At 72.3% G+C, this 18911-nt stretch carries 16 protein-coding genes; 11 read left to right on the top strand and 5 right to left on the bottom strand.

Annotated elements, in window-relative coordinates; translation table 11 throughout:
* The first annotated feature begins 15 nt into the window (after positions 1 to 15).
* The 3 genes from AYL44_RS02425 to AYL44_RS02415 are packed head-to-tail and all read left to right on the top strand — an operon-like array spanning position 16 to position 2647.
* The gene (locus AYL44_RS02425) at positions 16 to 1287 is read left to right on the top strand and encodes a DUF445 domain-containing protein (protein WP_064001658.1); all 1272 of its coding nucleotides are present in this window, start codon (positions 16 to 18) and stop codon (positions 1285 to 1287) included.
* Positions 1288 to 1289: 2 nt separating this feature from the next.
* On the top strand, positions 1290 to 2168 hold the full coding sequence (locus AYL44_RS02420) for an agmatinase family protein (protein ID WP_064001657.1): 879 nt from the start codon (positions 1290 to 1292) through the stop codon (positions 2166 to 2168).
* Positions 2165 to 2647 carry a SixA phosphatase family protein gene (locus tag AYL44_RS02415; RefSeq protein ID WP_064001656.1) on the top strand — a complete coding sequence of 161 codons (483 nt, stop codon included), beginning with the start codon at positions 2165 to 2167 and terminating at the stop codon, positions 2645 to 2647. The genes AYL44_RS02420 and AYL44_RS02415 overlap by 4 nt, the downstream gene beginning before the upstream one ends.
* Here AYL44_RS02415 and hutI read toward each other — a convergent pair.
* From hutI to hutH, 3 genes are read right to left on the bottom strand one after another with little or no spacing between them, the layout of a single operon-like run.
* Positions 2634 to 3866 (bottom strand): imidazolonepropionase, encoded by a 1233-nt coding sequence (gene hutI, locus AYL44_RS02410; protein WP_064001655.1) that lies wholly within the window; start codon positions 3864 to 3866, stop codon positions 2634 to 2636. The genes AYL44_RS02415 and hutI overlap by 14 nt on opposite strands.
* A gap of 1 nt (position 3867) precedes the next feature.
* Positions 3868 to 5529: a urocanate hydratase gene (gene hutU, locus AYL44_RS02405; RefSeq protein WP_064001654.1), complete on the bottom strand. Its 1662-nt coding sequence runs from the start codon at positions 5527 to 5529 to the stop codon at positions 3868 to 3870.
* Positions 5526 to 7166 carry a histidine ammonia-lyase gene (gene hutH / locus AYL44_RS02400; RefSeq protein ID WP_064001653.1) on the bottom strand — a complete coding sequence of 547 codons (1641 nt, stop codon included), beginning with the start codon at positions 7164 to 7166 and terminating at the stop codon, positions 5526 to 5528. Before hutH ends, hutU begins: the two co-directional genes overlap by 4 nt.
* 58 nt (positions 7167 to 7224) lie before the next feature.
* Between hutH and AYL44_RS02395 the strand changes: the two genes are divergently transcribed.
* Complete coding sequence (locus tag AYL44_RS02395) at positions 7225 to 8049, top strand: IclR family transcriptional regulator (protein ID WP_419865908.1); 825 nt, start codon at positions 7225 to 7227, stop codon at positions 8047 to 8049.
* 142 nt (positions 8050 to 8191) lie between these two features.
* Here the strand turns inward: AYL44_RS02395 and AYL44_RS02390 are convergent, their stop codons facing one another.
* Positions 8192 to 9199, bottom strand: a complete 1008-nt coding sequence (locus tag AYL44_RS02390; protein WP_064001652.1) for a LacI family DNA-binding transcriptional regulator — start codon at positions 9197 to 9199, stop codon at positions 8192 to 8194.
* A gap of 133 nt (positions 9200 to 9332) precedes the next feature.
* On the opposite strand from AYL44_RS02390, the gene AYL44_RS02385 reads away from it, so the two are divergent.
* From AYL44_RS02385 to AYL44_RS02355, 7 genes are read left to right on the top strand one after another with little or no spacing between them, the layout of a single operon-like run.
* The gene (locus tag AYL44_RS02385) at positions 9333 to 10592 is read left to right on the top strand and encodes a sugar ABC transporter substrate-binding protein (RefSeq protein WP_064001651.1); all 1260 of its coding nucleotides are present in this window, start codon (positions 9333 to 9335) and stop codon (positions 10590 to 10592) included.
* Position 10593: 1 nt separating this feature from the next.
* Positions 10594 to 11715, top strand: coding sequence for a carbohydrate ABC transporter permease (locus AYL44_RS02380; RefSeq protein WP_064001650.1), 1122 nt, complete (start codon positions 10594 to 10596; stop codon positions 11713 to 11715).
* On the top strand, positions 11712 to 12626 hold the full coding sequence (locus AYL44_RS02375; RefSeq protein WP_064001649.1) for a carbohydrate ABC transporter permease: 915 nt from the start codon (positions 11712 to 11714) through the stop codon (positions 12624 to 12626). Before AYL44_RS02380 ends, AYL44_RS02375 begins: the two co-directional genes overlap by 4 nt.
* On the top strand, positions 12623 to 14512 hold the full coding sequence (locus AYL44_RS02370) for a glycogen debranching N-terminal domain-containing protein (RefSeq protein WP_064001648.1): 1890 nt from the start codon (positions 12623 to 12625) through the stop codon (positions 14510 to 14512). Before AYL44_RS02375 ends, AYL44_RS02370 begins: the two co-directional genes overlap by 4 nt.
* Before the next feature lie 54 nt (positions 14513 to 14566).
* Entirely contained in the window at positions 14567 to 16399 is a 1833-nt protein-coding gene (nhaA, locus tag AYL44_RS02365) for a Na+/H+ antiporter NhaA (protein ID WP_064001647.1), read from the top strand.
* A gap of 10 nt (positions 16400 to 16409) precedes the next feature.
* Positions 16410 to 18056: an FAD-dependent oxidoreductase gene (locus AYL44_RS02360; RefSeq protein WP_231872704.1), complete on the top strand. Its 1647-nt coding sequence runs from the start codon at positions 16410 to 16412 to the stop codon at positions 18054 to 18056.
* A 14-nt stretch (positions 18057 to 18070) separates the two neighbouring features.
* Positions 18071 to 18415, top strand: coding sequence for a UBP-type zinc finger domain-containing protein (locus tag AYL44_RS02355; protein ID WP_064001646.1), 345 nt, complete (start codon positions 18071 to 18073; stop codon positions 18413 to 18415).
* A gap of 16 nt (positions 18416 to 18431) precedes the next feature.
* Here AYL44_RS02355 and AYL44_RS02350 read toward each other — a convergent pair whose 3' ends face one another.
* The gene (locus tag AYL44_RS02350; protein WP_064001645.1) at positions 18432 to 18908 is read right to left on the bottom strand and encodes a YbaK/EbsC family protein; all 477 of its coding nucleotides are present in this window, start codon (positions 18906 to 18908) and stop codon (positions 18432 to 18434) included.
* Positions 18909 to 18911: the final 3 nt, after the last annotated feature.

Below are 18911 nucleotides of genomic sequence, written 5' to 3'. Positions count from 1 at the left end.
TGGCAGGATGGCCGAATGGCCCGCATCCCGTACGGCTCGCTGAGCACCGCTGATCAGCAGCGGTATCGCGGGCTCCGCACCATGAAGGCGGTCGCGCTCGGCGCACTGCTGTTCATGGCGATCGTCTTCGTCATCGCGTTCATCCTCGAGAAGGACCTCTCGGGCTGGGGGTACGTGCGCGCGGCGGCCGAGGGCGGCATGGTCGGCGCGCTCGCGGACTGGTTCGCGGTGACGGCGCTGTTCCGGCATCCGCTCGGCATCCCGATCCCGCACACGGCGATCATCCCGCGGCGCAAGGACGAGATCGGTCGCACGCTCGGCGAGTTCGTCGAGACCAACTTCCTCGAGGGCGGCGTCGTCCGCCAGAAGCTCGAGTCCACGCACATCGCAAGGACCGCGGGCACCTGGCTGCAGGACCCGGCACACGCGAAGACCGTCGCGGCCGAGGCGTCGACGATGGCCAGCGGCATCCTGACGGCGCTGAGCGACGACGAGGTGCAGGATCTCATCAGCGACCTCGCTCACGAGCACCTGCTGAGCCCGTCGTGGGGTCCGTCGCTCGGGACGTGGCTCTCGCGGGTGGTGGATGCCGACGCCCACCGCGGCGCGGTCGACCTGGGCGTCGACAGCATCGCCCGCTGGCTCGACGCGAATCGCGAGGCGTTCGACGGCCTCGTCTCGCGCCGTCTGCCGTCCTGGGTGCCGTCGGTCGCGATGCGCCTGGTCGACGACACCGTGTACCACGAGGCGACGAAGTTCGTCGCGGCCGTGCAGCGCGACCCCGAGCACCCGGCGCGCAAGGCTCTCGACCAGTACCTCGAGCGTCTCGCCGACAACCTGCAGCACGACCCCGAGACCATCGGCCGGCTCGAGGGCGCGAAGAGCGCCGTCTTCGACAGCCCGCGGGTGCGCGCCCTCGCCGCCGACGCGTGGAACACCGCGAAGGCGGGCCTGCTGCGCTCCCTCGCCGACGAGGACAGCCCGCTCCGCCGTCGCGTGACCGCCGCGCTCGGCGACCTCGGCGACCGGCTCGCGACCGACACGGCCCTGCAGGAACGCGTCGACAAGCGCATCGCGGATGCCGCCGTCTTCCTCGTCGACCGCTACCGCCACGACATCGCCTCGATCATCACCGACACCGTCGAGCGGTGGGACGCCGACGAGACGAGTCAGAAGATCGAGCTGCAGGTCGGCCGCGACCTGCAGTACATCCGCCTCAACGGCACGATCGTGGGCGCCCTCGCCGGTCTCATGATCTTCACCGTCGCCCACCTGCTGCTCCCCTGACGATGGCGCTCTCCGCAGACCCGCTCTGGCCGCGCGCCGGGGACTGGCCGGCCCCGGACGGGCGGGGGGATGCCGCGATCCTCGGCCTGCCCGCCTTCCGAACGTCGCTCTCGCCCACCGGGGCGCACGCGACACCCGCCGCCGTGCGCGAGGCGCTGCGCCGGTTCAGCCCGACCCTGCTCGGCCCTCCCCCCGTCGACCTGAACGAGGCGCTCCGGATCGCGGACGCCGGTGACGTCGCCGACCCCGACGGGCCCGAGGGCGAGGCGCGCGTGCGCGAGCGCGTCCGCGGGCTGCGCGCGGCATCCGGTCTCGTGATAGCCGTCGGCGGCGACAACTCCGTCACCTACGCGACCGCACAGGGCGCGGGGGTGTCGGGGCTCATCACCCTCGACGCCCACTTCGACCTGCGCGACGGGGTGTCGAACGGCTCCCCCGTCCGCCGCCTCGTCGAGGACGGTCTCGACCCGCGACGCATCGTGCAGATCGGCATCGCGGACTTCGCCAACTCGGTCGCCTACGCCGAGCGCGCCGCCGACCTCGGCATCACAGTCATCACCCTCGACGAGGTGCGCCGCCGCGGCGCCGAGGACGTCATGATCCAGGCGCTGTCGATCGCGGGCACCGCCGGTGACGTGCACCTCGACATCGACGTGGACGTCTGCGACCGCTCCGTCGCGCCGGGGTGCCCGGCATCCGTCCCCGGCGGACTCGAGGCGTGGGAGCTGCGCGCCCTCGTCCGCGCGGCGGCCGGGGATCGACGCGTCGTCAGCGCCGACGTCGTCGAGGTCGACGCAACGGCGGATGCCGCGGACGGCCGCACCGTCCGACTCGCGGCGCTCTGCGTCCTGGAACTGCTCGCCGGAAGGGCCCTCGCATGATCACCCTCATCCTCGTCCGTCACGCCAAGAGCGACTGGGGCACCGGACTCGACGACCACGAACGTCCGCTGAACGACCGCGGGCGGCGCGATGCCCCGGTCATGGCGCGACGGCTCGCCGCGACCGGCGTGCGACCGGCCCGCATCCTGTCGTCGACCGCCGTGCGCGCGCGGACGACGGCGCAGACGTTCGCAGACGCCCTCGGCGTTTCGGTCGAGACGGATGAGGGCCTGTACGGCGCGCCGGGCTCGCGGCTGCTCGCGACCGCCGCCGCGAGCGGCGTCACCGACGTCATGGTCGTCGCGCACGACCCGGGGATGACGGTGCTCGCCGAGCAGCTGTCGGACGGCGGGATCGGCGCGATGCCGACGTGCGCCGTCGCGACCTTCGTCTGGGACACCGACGATTGGGACGTCGCGACCGCCGTCCCGCCGGCGCGCTGGAACCTCGACACCCCGCGGGACGTCAGCGGCGACTGATCACCTCGCCGCCGCGGTACACGCGGTGGACGAGCGGCACCCCCGGCCGGTAGGCCAGGTGCCGCCGGCTCGGCGCGTCGAGGACGACGAGGTCCGCGCGCGCACCCACGCCGAGGTGGCCGACGTCGCCGCGGCGCAGCGCCCGCGCACCCCCGGCGGTGGCCGCCCACACGGCCTCGCCGACGGTCATCCCCATCTCGCGCACGGCGAGGGCGATCATGAGCGGCATCGAGCTCGTGAACGACGAGCCCGGGTTGCAGTCGCTCGCGAGCGCAACCGTGACGCCGGCGTCGAGGAGCCGGCGTGCGTCGGGGTACGGCTGCCGCGTCGAGAACTCGACCCCCGGGAGGAGCGTCGCGACCGTGTCCGACGCCGCGAGGGCCGCGACGTCGGCATCCGTCAGATGGGTGCAGTGGTCGACGGATGCCGCGCCCAGCCGCACCGCGAGCTGCACGCCCGGCCCCTCGCCGAGCTGGTTGCCGTGCACGCGGACGCCGAGCCCGGACGCCGCACCCGCCCGGAGGATCCGCTCGCTCTCGGCCGCGGTGAAGGCGCCCCGCTCGCAGAACACGTCCACCCACCGCGCGTGCGGGCGGACCGCGGCCAGCATGGCGTCGCACACGAGATCGACGTACGCCTCGCGGGCGGCCCCCTCGGGGACGACATGCGCCCCGAGGTACGTGACCTCGTCGGTGACCTCGGCGGCCAGCCGGGCGAGGCGTTCCTCGCCGTCGAGGGTGAGCGCGTACCCGGTTTTGACCTCGAACGTCGTCGTCCCCTGCGCGTGCAGCTCGGCCACGAGCGCGGCGAGACGGGCCCGCAGCTCGTCGTCCGTCGCCGCGCGGGTGGCGGCGACGGTGCGGCGGATGCCGCCCGCGGCATACGGGACACCCGTCATCCGCGCCTCGAACTCGTCGGCGCGGTCGCCCGCGAACACGAGGTGCGTATGGCTGTCCACGAAACCCGGGATGACCGCCCGCCCGCCGAGGTCGACGCGCGTGATTTCGACCTCCGACCGCGAGACTGCAGCGGCAGGCCGAAGCATCCGCGACAGACCGCTGTCTCGGGCTCTGACTGCAGTCTCGGCGTCGGAGGCGGCGCCCGCCCACGCGACGCGACCCTCGTCGATGAGAAGGGCGGCGTCGGCAATGGTCGCGGTGGGGGCCGCGGCATCCGCGTTCGTCGTCAGCTCGGCGATGCCGGTGAGGAGCGTCGCCATGTCACGCGTCCAGCATGGGGACGGTCAGGCCGCGCTCGCGGGCGACCTCCTTCGCACGGTCGTACCCGGCGTCGACGTGCCGCATGACACCCGTGCCGGGATCGTTCACCAGGACCCGCGCGAGCTTCTCGGCGGCGAGGGCGGAACCGTCGGCGACGGTGACCTGCCCGGCGTGAATCGAACGCCCGATGCCGACGCCGCCGCCGTGGTGGATCGACACCCACGCCGCCCCCGACGCCGTGTTGAGGAGCGCGTTCAGGAGCGGCCAGTCGGCGATCGCGTCCGAGCCGTCGGCCATCGCCTCGGTCTCGCGGTACGGGCTCGCGACCGACCCCGCGTCGAGGTGGTCTCGGCCGATCACGATCGGACCCGACAGCTCACCCGAGGCGACCATCTCGTTGAATTTCAGGCCCGCGAGGTGGCGCTCTCTGTAGCCGAGCCAGCAGATGCGCGCGGGCAGGCCCTCGAAATGCACCTTCTCACCGGCCTTCTCGAGCCAGCGGTGCAGCGCTGCGTCGTCCGGAAAGAGCTCCGCTACGGCGCGGTCGGTCTTCGCGATGTCCTCCGGATCTCCCGAGAGCGCCACCCAGCGGAACGGTCCCTTGCCCTCCGCGAACAGCGGCCGGATGTACGCCGGGACAAACCCGGGGAAGGCGAACGCGCGGTCGTACCCGCCGAGCTCGGCCTCGCGGCGGATCGAGTTGCCGTAGTCGAAGACCGCGGCCCCGGCATCCTGGAACCCGACCATCGCCTCCACGTGCCGCGCCATCGACGCCCGCGACCGCTCCGTGAACCCCTCGGGATCGGCGGAGGCCTGCGCCTTCCACTCCTCGAATGCGACGCCCGAGGGCAGGTACGCGAGCGGGTCGTGCGCGCTCGTCTGGTCGGTGACGATGTCGATCGGGATGCCGCGGCGCAGCAGCTCCGGGAACATGTCCGCCGCGTTCCCCACGACGCCGATCGAGCGCGCCTCGCCCGCCGCCTTCGCCGCGAGCGCCCGCTCGACGGCCGCATCGAGATCGGCGGTGTGCTCGTCGAGGTAGCCGTGCTCCACGCGTCGGCGCAGACGCGACTCGTCGACGTCGACGACGAGGACCGCTCCCCCGTTCATCGTGACCGCGAGCGGCTGCGCGCCGCCCATGCCGCCCGCGCCGCCGGTGAGCGTGAGCGTCCCGGCGAGCGAGTCGCGGCCGAGCGAACGCGCGACGGCGGCGAACGTCTCGTACGTGCCCTGCAGGATGCCCTGCGTGCCGATGTAGATCCACGACCCCGCCGTCATCTGGCCGTACATCGTCAGGCCGAGGTGCTCGAGCCGGCGGAACTCGGGCCACGTCGCCCAGTCGCCGACAAGGTTCGAGTTCGCGATCAGCACCCGCGGCGCCCACTCGTGCGTGCGGAACACGCCGACCGGCTTGCCGGACTGCACGAGCAGCGTCTCGTCGGGTTCGAGCTCGTCGAGCGTGCGGACGATCGCGTCGTACGCCTCCCACGTGCGAGCCGCCTTGCCCGTGCCCCCGTAGACGACGAGGTCCTCGGGGTGCTCGGCGACCTCGGGGTCGAGGTTGTTCATCAGCATCCGCTTTGCCGCCTCGGCGCCCCAGCTCTTCGCGGTTCTCTCGGCGCCTCGCTCCGCTCGGACGCTGCGGGTGGTCGTGTCGGTCATGCCTGTTCTCCTTCGAACGGTTCTGCCCCCGAGCGGAGATCCGCGCTCGAGCGGACGGATTCGGGGGAATTCGTCCGCGCGGCGGCGGATGTCCGCTCGACGGCTGGTCCGAATGCGGTGCGGGCGATCTCGCCCGACACCACGAGCTGCGTCACGGCCTCGAGGTCGGGGGCGACGAAGCGGTCCGGTCCCGGTCCCTCGACGACCGTGCGGACGAGGTCGCGCACGGCGCCGGTGACCGGCGCGGGCTGCAGGGGGGCGCGCAGGTCGAGGGCGCGGCATCCCGTCACCACCTCGATCGCGAGCACGCGCGCGAGGCCGTCGATCGCGCGGCGCAGCTTGCGGGCGGCGGCCCAGCCCATCGACACGTGGTCCTCCTGCATCGCCGACGACGGGATCGAGTCGACGGATGCCGGCACGGCGAGTCGCTTGAGCTCCGAGACGATCCCCGCCGCGGCGTACTGCGCGATCATCAGGCCGCTGTCGACGCCCACCTCGTCGGCGAGGAACGGCGGCAGCCCGTTGCTGCGCGAGCGGTCGAGCGCGCGGTCGGTGCGGCGCTCCGAGATCGAGGCGATGTCGGCGACGGCGATCGCGAGGAAGTCGAGGACGTACGCGACCGGCGCCCCGTGGAAGTTGCCGTTCGACTCGACGCGACCGTCAGGCGTGACGACCGGGTTGTCGACGGCCGACGCCAGCTCGCGCTCCGCGACCGTGCGGGCGTGGTCGAGGGTGTCGCGGGCGGCGCCGTGGACCTGCGGCGAGCAGCGCAGCGAGTACGCGTCCTGCACGCGGGTGCAGACGGCCGGGTCGCGGTGGCTCGCGACGATCGGCGAGTCGGCGAGGGCGTGCCGCAGGTGCGCGGCCGAGACTGCCTGGCCGGACTGCGGACGCAGCGCCATGAGGTCGGCCGCGAAGACGGCATCCGTCCCCAACTGGCTCTCGACCGACAGGGCGGCGGCGAGGTCGGCGGTCGCGAGCAGGATGTCGAGATCGGCGAGGGCGAGCGCCAGTATCCCGAGCATCCCGTCGGTGCCGTTGATGAGGGCGAGCCCCTCCTTCTCCTCGAGGACGAGGGGACGGATGCCGGCGGCCGCCATAGCGTCGGCGGCGTCGACCTTCGTGCCGTCAGCCGTGCGGACCGGTCCCTCGCCGAGCGCGGCGAGCGCGATGTGCGAGAGCGGAGCGAGGTCGCCCGAGCAGCCGAGCGAGCCGTACTCGTGCACGATCGGGGTGATGCCGGCGTTGAGCATCGCCGCGTACGTCTCGACGACGACCGGGCGGACACCGGTGCGACCGGTCGCGAGCGTCTGCAGGCGCAGCAGCTGCAGGGCGCGGACGACCTCGCGCTCGACCTCGGGTCCCGTGCCCGCCGCGTGCGAGCGGATGAGGCTCGCCTGCAGCTGACGGCGCCGGTCGGGGGCGATGAACGTCGTCGCGAGCGCGCCGAAGCCGGTCGAGATGCCGTAGTGCGGCTGCGGGTCGTCGGCGAGCCGCTCGATGAGGGCGCGGGTCTCCGCTGTGCGCGCGAGCGCGGCGTCGGAGACCTCGACGCGCGCGTCGTGCCGGGCGACGGCGACGACCTCGGCGGGTGTGAGCGGGGCGTCGCCGAGGGTGACGGTGGTGAGGACGGGCATGGTCCGATTCCATCGGCTGCGCCGCTTTGGCGGGCGGCGCGCGTGGCATCCTGTGTCTGTGATCTCAGACAAGCCGCGGGCGCCGATCCCAGACAAGCCGCGGGCGCCGATCCCAGACAAGCCGCACAAGCCGCAGGTTCCCGCCGCGGATCAGACGCTCCGCATCCTGAGCTTCCTGGCGCACCAGCGCGGACCGGTGGCGGCGCAGACGATCGCGAGCCATCTCGGCATCCCGCGGTCGAGCGTCTACCACCTGCTCGCGGCGATGGCCGCGCACGGGTTCGTCGTGCACCTCGAGGGCGACCGACGCTGGGGACTCGGCACGGCCGCGTTCGAGCTCGCCGGCGGGTACGCGCGGCAGGAGCCCCTCGCCCGCCTTGGCCGACCGATCGTCGCGCAGCTCGCCGACCGCGCCGGCGAGAGCGCGCACCTCGCCGTCATGACGGGCCGCGACGTCCTCTACATCGTCGAGGAGCGCGCGCCGCGACGGCCCGCGCTCATCACCGATGTGGGCGTCCGCCTTCCCGCGCACCTCACCGCGACCGGGCGCGCCATGCTCGCCGCGCTCCCCCGCGAGCAGGTCCGCGCGCTGTTCCCGGATGCGGCATCCCTCTCCCCCCAGCGCACGGGTCGTGGACCCGGCCGCCCGGGCGAACTGCGCGAACTGCTGCGGCAGACCCGCGCCGCGGGGCACGCGAGCGAGGACGGCGAGGTCACGCTTGGCTTCCGCTCGGTCGGCGTCGCCGTCCGGGACCACGCCGAGTGGCCCGCCGCTGCGATCGCCGTCACCTGGGCCGAGGACTCCCCCGCCGATCCGGAGCGTCTCGCCGCACTTGCGGCGGACGCCGCCGCAGACCTCTCCCGCCGCATCGGCCGCCGCTGAGGTCACCCCCGCGGCCCCCGAGCTGCCGTACGGCGGAGATTTCCAGCGACGCGCGGAGAATGACGCCGGCAGGCGCGGCGTGTCGTCAGGATCTCCGCAGCAGCGACCGCACCGCGGTACCCGGTCGCGCGGCAACCCCGCCTCAGCGGACGACGAGGCGCGGCTGGACCAGCACGTGCCCCTCGCCGTCCCCGGCGGCGCGGCGCTCGATGCGGCCACCGCTGCCCATCAGCAGGTCGAGGGTGCCCGCGGCGACCAGCTCGGGCAGCTGCTCGACGCTCGACAGGCCCAGGGCCTCGACCGCGGGGGTGTTGTCGAACCCGATGATGAGCACGTCCGGCCGCTGCGCCGCGACGGCCGCGACGTGCGCGCCGACGGCGAGGGTGTCGCTCGCGCACACGATCGCGTCGACTGCCGTCGTCGCCAGCAACTCCGCGACCTGCTCCCTCGCCTCGGCGACCCGCTCCTCGGCCGACAGGCGCAGGTCGGGGCGGGCACCGGCATCCGTCATCGCCTCGCGCCACCCCCGCTCCCGGTCATCACCCGTCGGCGACCCCGCGGGCCAGCCGAGGAACGCGACGCGCGGTCCGACGGTGAGGGCGTGCTCGGTCGCGGCGCGCGTGCCCGAGGCGCCGTCGACGTCGACCCACAGATGCGCACTGTCCTCGGGCGACGCGACGTCCCACGGGCGGCCGAACGACACGAACGGCACGCCGCGTTCGGTCAGCCACGCCAGCCGGCGGTCGCCGTACCGCGTGCCGGTGACGACGACGGCTTCGACGTCGCCGGCGTCGACGAGCTCCGACATGCGCCGGATCTCCTCGTCCTGATCGGATGCCGCGTACACGAGCACCCGCAGGCCGCGGTCGCCGGCGCGCTCGGTCAGCGCGTGCACGAAGCGGTCGAGCACGACGCCCGAGATGCCGCCCGCATAGGGGTCGAGGTGGATGCCGATGGTCGCGCTGCGGCGCGTGCGCAGCCGGCGCGCGGAGGCGTGCGGCGAGTAGCCGAGGCGGGTGATGGCGTCCTGCACCCGCTCGCGGGTCGCGGTCCTGACGATCGCCGGAGTGTTGAGCACATTGCTCACGGTCTGGCGCGAGACACCCGCGAGGGCCGCGACGTCCTCGATCGTGATCGACTTCTCACTCACCGGCGCACCCCCTTGACATGGACGGACCCACCCTCTTACGTTGGGCATCATTCCACAATTTGATCGTTCAAAGTCGACCGAGATCAGCACGGTCGGAACGATCGACGGCACCGGGATCGAAGGAGATACGGACATGCGACACAGCAGATGGATGGCGCTCGGCGGCATCGGGATCGCGGCGACACTGGCCCTCGCCGGATGCGGCGGCTCGGGCTTCGACGACGGCCCCGCCGCTTCGGGAGAACCGACCGACGCGGGCGGGCTCACCTCGTCCGACGACGCGCTCACGATCATGATCGGCTCGTCCGGTGACGCCGAGACCACGGCGGTCAAGGACGCCGTCGCCGCCTGGTCGGAGGAGTCCGGCGTCGACGCCGAGGTGGTCGCGGCCACCGATCTCACGCAGCAGCTCTCGCAGGGCTTCGCCGGCGGCAACCCGCCGGACCTCTTCTACCTCGCGACCGAGCTCCTGGCGGGCTACGCCGACAACGGGTCGGTCATCGCCTACGGCGACATGCTCGAGAACAAGGACGACTTCTACCCGTCGCTCGTGCAGAACTTCACGTACAACGACCAGTTCTACTGCGCTCCGAAGGACTTCTCGACGCTGCAGCTGATCATCAACAAGAACCTGTGGGACCAGGCGGGACTGACGGATGCCGACGTCCCGACCGACTGGGATTCGCTCGCCGCCGCGGCGAAGAAGCTCACCTCGGGCGACACGACGGGCCTCGTCTTCAGCGGCGAGTACCAGCGGGTGGGCGCCTTCATGGCCGAAGCCGGCGGACGGCTCGTCTCGGAGGACGGCACGTCCGCCGTCGCCGATAGCCAGGAGAACATCGACGCCCTCACCTACGTGAAGGAGCACCTGGCCGACGGCACGTTCGCCTACGCCGCCGATGTGGGCGCGGGCTGGGGCGGTGAGGCGTTCGGCAAGCAGCTGGGCGCCATGACGATCGAGGGCAACTGGATCACCGGTGCGCTCGGCGACTACCCCGACGTCGACCCGCTCGTCGTCGAGCTGCCCGCCGGCCCCGCCGGCAAGGGCACCCTGCAGTTCACGAACTGCTGGGGCATGGCCGCCGACAGCCCCAACCAGCAGGCCGCGCTCGACCTCGTCGAGTACCTGACGAGCGCAGACCAGCAGCTCGCCTTCTCGAAGGCGTTCGGCCCGATGCCGTCCGTGCAGTCGGCCGCCGACCAGTGGACGACCGACAACCCGGACCTCGCTGCGTTCCTCGCCGGTGCGGACTACGCCCAGGGCGTGCCGACCAACGACGGCGTCTCGGACGTGTTCACCGACTTCAACGCGCAGCTCGCGACGCTGAAGGACGGAGACCCGGCGACGATCCTGCAGTCGGTCCAGTCCAACCTCGAGGCGATCGTCGGCTGACATGTCGACGCCCGTCTCCACCGAACGGGCACCCGAGAAGCTCCCTCGCCGCGACCACCGCGCCCGCGGTCTGCGTCGCGGCGAGGGAGTCGCCGGGTGGCTCTTCGTCTCCCCCGTCGTCGTGATCCTCGGGGTGTTCCTCTTCCTCCCCGTCCTCATGGCGCTCTGGGTGAGCGTCTCGGACTGGGGCGGCCGGGGCAGCCCCCTCTCCCCCAACGTCAACTTCGTCGGACTCGACAACTACGCCGAGCTGACCTCGGGCCAGGGGCTGCGCAGCCGCGACTTCGGCACGGCGCTGCGGAACAACGCCTGGTACGTCTTCCTCGTCGTGCCGCTGCAGACCGCGCTGTCGCTGTTCCTCGCGGTGCTGGTCAGCCGGCGGATGATGAAGGCGCGCGGCTTCTTCCGCACCGCCTTCTACTTCCCGTCGGTGACGAGCTCGGTCGCCATCACGGTGCTGTGGATCTTCCTCTTCAGCGCCGCCGGCCCCGTCAACGCCCTCATCGCCGCCGTCACCGGCGGCAAGGGGCCGAACTGGTTCAACGACCCCCGCGGCATCGTGCACCTGTTCCTCGGCCTCTTCGGGGTGGATGCCGCGCCCGCCGCGATCTCGCAGCCCGGCTTCCTCGGCCTGTCGGGGTGGGACTGGATCGCCGGACCCTCGGTCGCGATGAGCGCCTTCATCCTCATGGCCGTCTTCACGACGAGCGGCACGTTCATGCTGCTGTTCATCGCCGCCCTCCAGAACGTCGGCTTCGAGCTGACGGAGGCGGGGATGATGGACGGCGCGAACGCGTGGCAGCGGTTCTGGCGCATCACGCTGCCGCAGCTGCGGCCCACCCTCTTCACCGTCATCACGCTGGGCCTCATCGGCTGCTGGCAGGTGTTCGACCAGATCTACACGGGCACGAAGGGGCAGCCGGGAAAGACGACGATCACCCCCGCCTACCTGTCGTACACGTCTGCCTTCAGCAACCAGGACTGGGGCATCGGCGCGGCGATCGCGTTCATCCTGTTCCTCATCATCATCGCGTTCACGCTCTTCCAGCGCTGGATCCTGCGGGAGCGGCCCGTCTCGAAGCGACGCATCCGCGCGTACACCCCGAAGGGAGCACGGTCGTGACCGACAGCCGGACCCTCGCCCGCACGAAGACGCTCACCGATGCGCCGATCGACGCCACACCGTCCCGACGCCGGCGCCTCACCCCTCGCTCGGTGACCGGTCAGGTGCTGCTGTACGCGGTCCTCGCGGCGCTCGCGCTCGTCTACATCTACCCGTTCCTCGTGCAGGTGGCGACCTCGTTCAAGAGCGAGCAGGAGGCGGCATCCAATCCGATCTCGCTGATCCCGCAGACCTTCACGACCGCCGCCTACGAGCGGCTGTTCCTGAACAGCGACTTCCCGCTCTGGTTCGCGAACTCGGCGGTCGTGACGATCCTCGTGACCCTCGGACGCGTGTTCTTCGTGTCGATCGCCGGGTACGCCCTCGCACGGTTGACGTTCCGGGGCCGCGGCGTCATCTTCGCGCTCGTCGTCGCCGTGATGGCCGTGCCGGCGGTCGTGCTCCTCATCCCCCGCTTCCTCGTCCTGAACCAGCTCGGGATGTACGACTCGTACGCGGGCATGGTGCTGCCCCTCCTCGTCGACGCGGCGGGCGTGTTCATCATGAAGAACTTCTTCGAGTCGATCCCGCCGTCCGTCGAGGAACAGGCGCGCATCGACGGGGCCGGCACGTTCCGGGTGTACTGGTCGGTCGTCCTGCCGATGGCGCGCCCCGCGCTCATCACGATCGTGATCCTCTCGTTCCAGGGATCATGGAACGAGCTGACCCACTTCATCGTGTCGGTGCAGGACCCGGACCTGTTCACCCTCACCCGCGGGGTGGCGAGCCTGTCGTCCGGTCAGCTGAGCCAGGGCACGCAGTACCCGTTGAAGCTCGCGGCCGCGGCGCTCATGACGATCCCCGTCGCCGTCGTCTTCTTCCTCTTCCAGAAGCGCATCATGAACACCTCCGAAGGAGCAGTCAAGGGATGACCGCAGGCCTCCAGCCCTTCCTGTCCGACGCCGTCGTGGCCCTCCGCGCCCCCACCCAGGTGTGGTCGCGGACCGACGGCGAGCTCGGCACCGGCTCGATCGACGGCGTCTTCCACGGCGACACCCGGTACGTCCGCGCGACCCGGGTGCGCTACGGGACGGATGCCGCGACGCACGCGCCGGAATGGATCTCACGGTCGGCGGATGCGGCATCCGATCTGCGCTTCGAAGCGCTGCTGCGACGCCTGGACGACCGCACGCCCGACCCGAAGATCCGGCTGACGCGGCGCCGCATCGTCGCGGACGGCCGGGTGACGGAGGAGTTCACGCTCGTCTCGCACCTCGACGAGCGGGTGCCGCTCGTCCTCGAGGTCGCCGTCACCCCCGACGCGACCTCGATGCAGGACGTCAAGTCGGGAGCCGCGCCGGCCGCGGCGGTCGACCGCGCCCTCGCGGGCGACGCCGTCGAGATCACCGCCGGTGATGCGTCGATGCGGCTGTCGGCTCCCGGCGCGGCGGTCGCGGCATCCGAGGACGACATCGTCCTCACCTGGCACCTGGAGTGCCCGCCGCGGGCCAGGATGACCGTCTCGTGGCGCCTCGACCTCGACGACCCGTCGCTCGTCGTGCGCGGGACGTCGCGCGACGCCGGCTGGGCGGTGCCCGAGGCCCCGGGCGCCGATCCCCGCCTGCACCGTTGGCTGCGGCAGGCCCTCGACGACCTCGATGCCCTGCGGCTGACGCTGCCCGGCAGCGCGGACGAGTTCTTCGCCGCCGGCGCGCCCTGGTTCTTCACGCTCTTCGGGCGCGACTCGCTGTGGGCGGCACGGCTGTTCCTGCCCGTGGACCGGGGCATGGCGGCATCCACTCTGCGCGTCCTCGGTCGCCTGCAGGGAAACACCGCCGACCCCGAGACGGCCGAGGAACCCGGCAAGATCGCGCACGAGCTGCGGGCCGGCACGCTCACGATGCCCGGCGAGGGCATCTCGCTGCCGCCGCTCTACTACGGCACGGTCGACGCGACCCCGCTGTGGGTGACGCTCCTCGCCGAGGCGCACGCCGCCGGGATGCCGGTGGCCGAGGTCCGGGACCTGCTCCCCACGATGCACGACGCGCTCGACTGGATGATCGCCGCAGCGAACGCCGACGGCTTCCTCGACTACGTCGACGAAACCGGTCACGGCCTCTCCAACCAGGGGTGGAAGGACTCCGGCGACTCGATCCAGTGGCGGGACGGTTCCCTCGCCGCCGGGCCGATCGCCCTCTCCGAGGTGCAGGGTTACGCCTACGAGGCGGCGACGAAGGCGGCCGACCTGCTCGACGCCCTCGAGGAGGACGGGGCGGAGCGCCTGCGCACCTGGGCGGCCGAGCTGCGCCGCAGGTTCCGCGAGCGCTTCTGGGTCGAGACCCCCGAGGGCCGCTACCCGGCGATCGCGCTCGACCGCGACGGCCGGGCGGTCGACACGCTGACCTCGAACGCGGGCCATCTGCTGGGCACCGGCATCCTCGACCCCGACGAGGAGCGCGCGGTCGCCGACCTCCTCGTCGGGCCGTCGATGTCGTCGGGTTTCGGTCTGCGGACCATGTCGACGGATGCCGCCGGTTACTGGCCGCTCAGCTATCACGGCGGCAGCGTCTGGGCGCACGACACGGCCATCGTCGCTCGCGGCATGGCGCAGGCGGGGCTCCGGTCGCACGCGGACGTGCTCGTCGACGGAATGCTCGCGGCCGCCGAGGCGTTCGGCTACCGCATGCCGGAGCTGCACGCCGGTGACGCCGCGAGCGACGTCACCGTGCCGGCCCCGTATCCGGCGGCGTGCCGACCGCAGGCGTGGTCGGCGGCAGCGGCCGTCGTGTGTCACGAGATCGTCACGCGCACCGGCTGACAGCTCCCCCGGTTCGGGTGGAGACTGAGGTCCGACTCGACCCCCGGAGGATGCATGGCGCGCAAGCTCGCCTCGATCGCGGACCACATCGGCAGGATGGGGCGCACCCGCATGGGCGCGCTCCTGCTGCTCCTGGCGACGGCGGCCGCCATCGTGTGGGCGAACGTCTCCTCGGGCACCTACCACGGCTTCTGGGAGACGCACCTGTCGATCGGGCTCGGTGACATCCGACTCGACTTCACGCTGCACGCGCTCGTGAACGACGCCCTGATGGCGATCTTCTTCTTCACGGTCGGCCTCGAGGTGCGGCGCGAGTTCGCGATCGGCGAGCTGACCAGCTGGTCGCGCGCCGTCGTGCCCGTCGTCGCCGCCGTCGCCGGCCTCGCCCTGCCCGCGCTGCTGTTCGTCCTCATCGCCGGCCCCACGGGGAACGCGGATGCCTGGGGCGTCGTCATCTCGACCGACACCGCCTTCCTCGTCGGCGCCCTCGCGCTCATCGGGCCGCGGGGGTCGGGGCGCCTGCGCGTGTTCCTGCTCGCCCTGGCCGTCGTCGACGACATCGGGGCGCTCAGCATCATCGCCCTCGTCTACACCGACACCTTCACCCCGATGCCGCTGCTCGTCGCCGCCGTCGGCCTCGTCGGCATCTACTTCGTCCGGTACCTCCGCGGCGGGCGCGGGCCGATCTACGCGACCCTCGCGATCGTCGTGTGGCTCGCCTTCCTCGCCTCCGGTGTGCACCCGACGCTCGCGGGTGTCGCCATCGCGCTCCTCGTCCCCGTCTACCGCCCCGACCGCCGCGACGTCGAGCACGCGCTCGAGCTCGCCCGCACCTTCCGGCAGTCGCCGAGCACCGAGTACGCCCGCGCGGCGGCGAACAGCCTTCGCGAGTCGATCTCGATCAACGAGCGGCTGCAGACCGCATACGCGCCGTACGTCGCCTACGTGATCCTGCCCCTGTTCGCCCTCGCGAACGCGGGCGTGACGCTCAGCCCCGAGATCCTCGCAGCGGCCGCGATGTCGCCGCTCACATGGGGCATCGTCGTCGGCCTCGTCGTCGGCAAGTTCGCCGGCATCTGGGGGTCGACCGCCGTCCTGAAGGCCCTTCGCATCGGCGACTTCGGTCCCGGGCTCTCGCTCGACCGCATCGCGGGCGGCGCGGCCCTCGCCGGCATCGGCTTCACCATCTCGCTGTTCATCATCGACCTCGCGATCGAGGACCCCGACGCGCAGAACGAGGCGCGCGTGGGGGTGCTCGCGGCATCCGTCCTGGCCTTCGCCCTCGGCGCACTGGTCTTCCGCGTCGCGGATGCGCGCCACCCCGAGGAGGAGGTCGGGCAGACCCTCGTCCGCCCGGTCGACCCGCGGCGCGATCACATCTTCGGCCCTCTCGACGCTCCCTACGAGATCGTCGAGTACGGCGACTTCCAGTGCGGTTTCTGCCTGAAGGCGTCGGGGTCGATCCAGGAGGTCATGGCCGAGCTCGGCCCGAACCTGCGCTACGTCTGGCGGCACGCGCCGCTCACCGAGCAGCACCCCAACGCGCTCGCGGGCGCCGAGGCGTCGGAGGCGGCGGCGAAGCAGGGCAAGTTCTTCGAGTTCGAGCGGGGCCTGTTCGCCGACCAGGACAACCAGCTGCCCTCCGACATCGTGCGGCTCGCCGAGAAGCTGGGGCTCGACGTGCCGAAGTTCGAGCGTGACCTGACCGCGCCGGACGTCGCGAGCCGCGTCCGCGACGACATGTTCGACGCCGAGGCGATGAACATCCGTTCCGTGCCGACGTTCTTCGTCAACGGCCGCCGGCACACCGGCCCGTACGACGCCCAGTCGCTCATCCGCGCCTTGCAGTCGGACGCCGACGAGCCGGTCGCGCCGGCGGGTCGGTAGGTTGATCGGCATGACCGAAGAGACCGCTCCCACCGCGATGGACGCCATAATGTCGCCCGACCTGTCGGACGCGCACTGGCACCGACTGATCGCGGCTGCCGTCCCGCAGGACGTCGAGGTCGGCGACTACGTCTTCCGCACCGGCGAGGCGGGATACGACCTGATCTTCGTCGAGAGCGGCGAGGTGGAGATCGTCCGCGACGCCCTCCGATGGGTCGGCGAAGCGGTGATCACGACGGTCGGTCCCGGGCGGTTCGCCGGCGAGCTCGGCATCCTCAACGGTCAGAGCGCGTTCCTGTCGGCGCGGGTGACGCAGGCGGGTCGCGTGCACCGGCTCTCGCGCGCCGCCCTGCGCGAGATCATGAGCGAGGACGACGAGCTCTGCGACGTGATCCTGCACGCGCTGTGGGCCCGGCGGGAATCCCTGCGCACGGGTCCTGCCGCGATGACCCTGAAGTTCGTCGGGACGACGACCTCGAACGACTTCCTGTCGCTCCGGCGCTTCGCCGAACGCCTCGACCTCGTCCACAAGGCGGTCACCTTGGCGCCCGACGAGCTGCCGACGCTCGACGGTCACGACGTGTCGCCCGAGGACCTTCCGGTCGCCTACGTCCAGGGCGAGCCGATCCCCCGCGCCACCCCCGGCCTCGTCGCCGAGCGCCTCGGACTCAGCTACCAGGCCGAGTCCGACGAGATCGTGGACCTCGTCGTCGTGGGCGGCGGGCCCGCGGGACTGGCCGCCGCGATCTACGGCGCCTCCGAGGGCCTCAGCACGGTCCTCCTCGACGCCGTCGCCCCCGGCGGGCAGGCGGCATCCACGTCGCGCATCGAGAACTTCCTCGGGTTCCCCTTCGGCGTGAGCGGCGGCGACCTCATCGGGCAGGCGGTGCTGCAAGCGCTGAAGTTCGGCGTGCGGGTGTACGCACCGTGCGAGGCGGTCGCCCTCGACCAGGTCGGTGCGGATCTGCTCGATGTGACCCTCGCCGACGGCCGCGTGATCCGCGCGCGGAGCGCGATCGTCACCTCCGGCGCCGCGTACCGGCGACTGGCCCTCGACCGTTGGGAGGACTTCGAGCGCTCGGGCGTCTACTACGCCGCGACACCCCTCGAGCTCCGGCAGGTGCAGGGCAAGCCGGTGGTCGTGGTCGGCGGGGCGAACTCGGCGGGTCAGGCGGCCCTCTATCTCGCCGCGCACGGGTCGCCGGTGCACCTCGTCGTGCGCGGTGGCGACCTGCGCGCGCGCATGTCGAGCTACCTCGCCGACCGGCTGGCCGAGGATCCGCGCGTGCGGGTGCACACCGCATCCCACGTCACCGGACTCGACGGCGACGGGACGCTCGAATCGGTCACGATCGACTCGGCCGGCGCGGTCGATGCCCGCGGCCTGTTCTGCTTCATCGGGGCGGACCCGGCCACCTCGTGGCTGCCGACGCTCGATCGCGACACCGACGGCTTCATCCGCACCGGGACCGACGTCGCCGTGCAGTCCATCGCGCAGTGGCGGGACCTCGGGCGGGAGCCGTTCCCGTTCGAGACGTCGGCACCGCGGGTGTTCGCGGCCGGCGACGTCCGCCGCGGATCCATGAAGCGCGTCGCCGCCGCGGTCGGCGAGGGCTCGAGCGCCGTCGCCTCCGTCCACCGCGCTCTCGCCTACTGACCGGAAGGAACCGGATGAGCTCCGACATCGACACCAACGCCGCCCCGTCGGGGAGCGGCTGCCGGGAGTGCGACGAGCACGAGGGCTTCTGGGTGCACCTGCGCCGCTGCGCGTCGTGCGGGCACGTGGGATGCTGCGACACGTCGCCCGGGCAGCACGCGACGGCGCACTTCCGCGAGACCGGGCACCGGCTCGTGCAGAGCTTCGAGCCCGGCGAGGACTGGTACTGGGACTACGTCGACGAGGCGATGTTCGAGGGTCCCGAGTTGGCGCCGCCGACCAGCCACCCCGCCGATCAACCCTCCCCCGGGCCCCGCGGACGCGTGCCGCTGAACTGGCGCGAGCTCATCCACACCTGAGCTCGACGGCCGGTCCTCACACGACGGAGACGACCCGGCCGCCGGTGAGGCGGACGAGCTCGTCGAACGTCATCGGGAAGACCGTGTGCGGGGTGCCGCCGGCCGCCCAGATCTGCGGGTAGCGGGCGAGGTCCTCGTCGACGAGGGTCTCGAGCGGCGCGGGGTGCCCGGTGGGCGCGACGCCGCCGATGGCCTGGCCGGTCGCCTCGCGCACCTGCTCGGGGGTCGCCCGGCTGATCCTCCCTCGCCCGATGCGATCGGCGAGGACGGCGGTGTCGACGCGGTGGGCGCCGCTGGTCATCACGAGCAGCGGGACGCCGTCGCACTGGAACACAAGGCTGTTGGCGATCGCGCCGACCTCGACTCCGAGGGCGGCGGCGGCGAGCGCCGCAGTGGAGGCGGCATCGGGCAGGACGACGATCTCCCCCGGGATGCCGGCGGCCCGCAGGGCGTCGTGCACGAGGCGGCTGCGCGCGCTGAGGTTCTCGGTCACGGG

The sequence above is a fragment of the Microbacterium oleivorans genome (assembly GCF_001644225.1).
GTDB lineage: Bacteria > Actinomycetota > Actinomycetes > Actinomycetales > Microbacteriaceae > Microbacterium > Microbacterium gawkjiense.
Note: the sequence above shows the minus strand (reverse complement) of the source record. Positions and strands in the feature narration are given on the sequence as shown.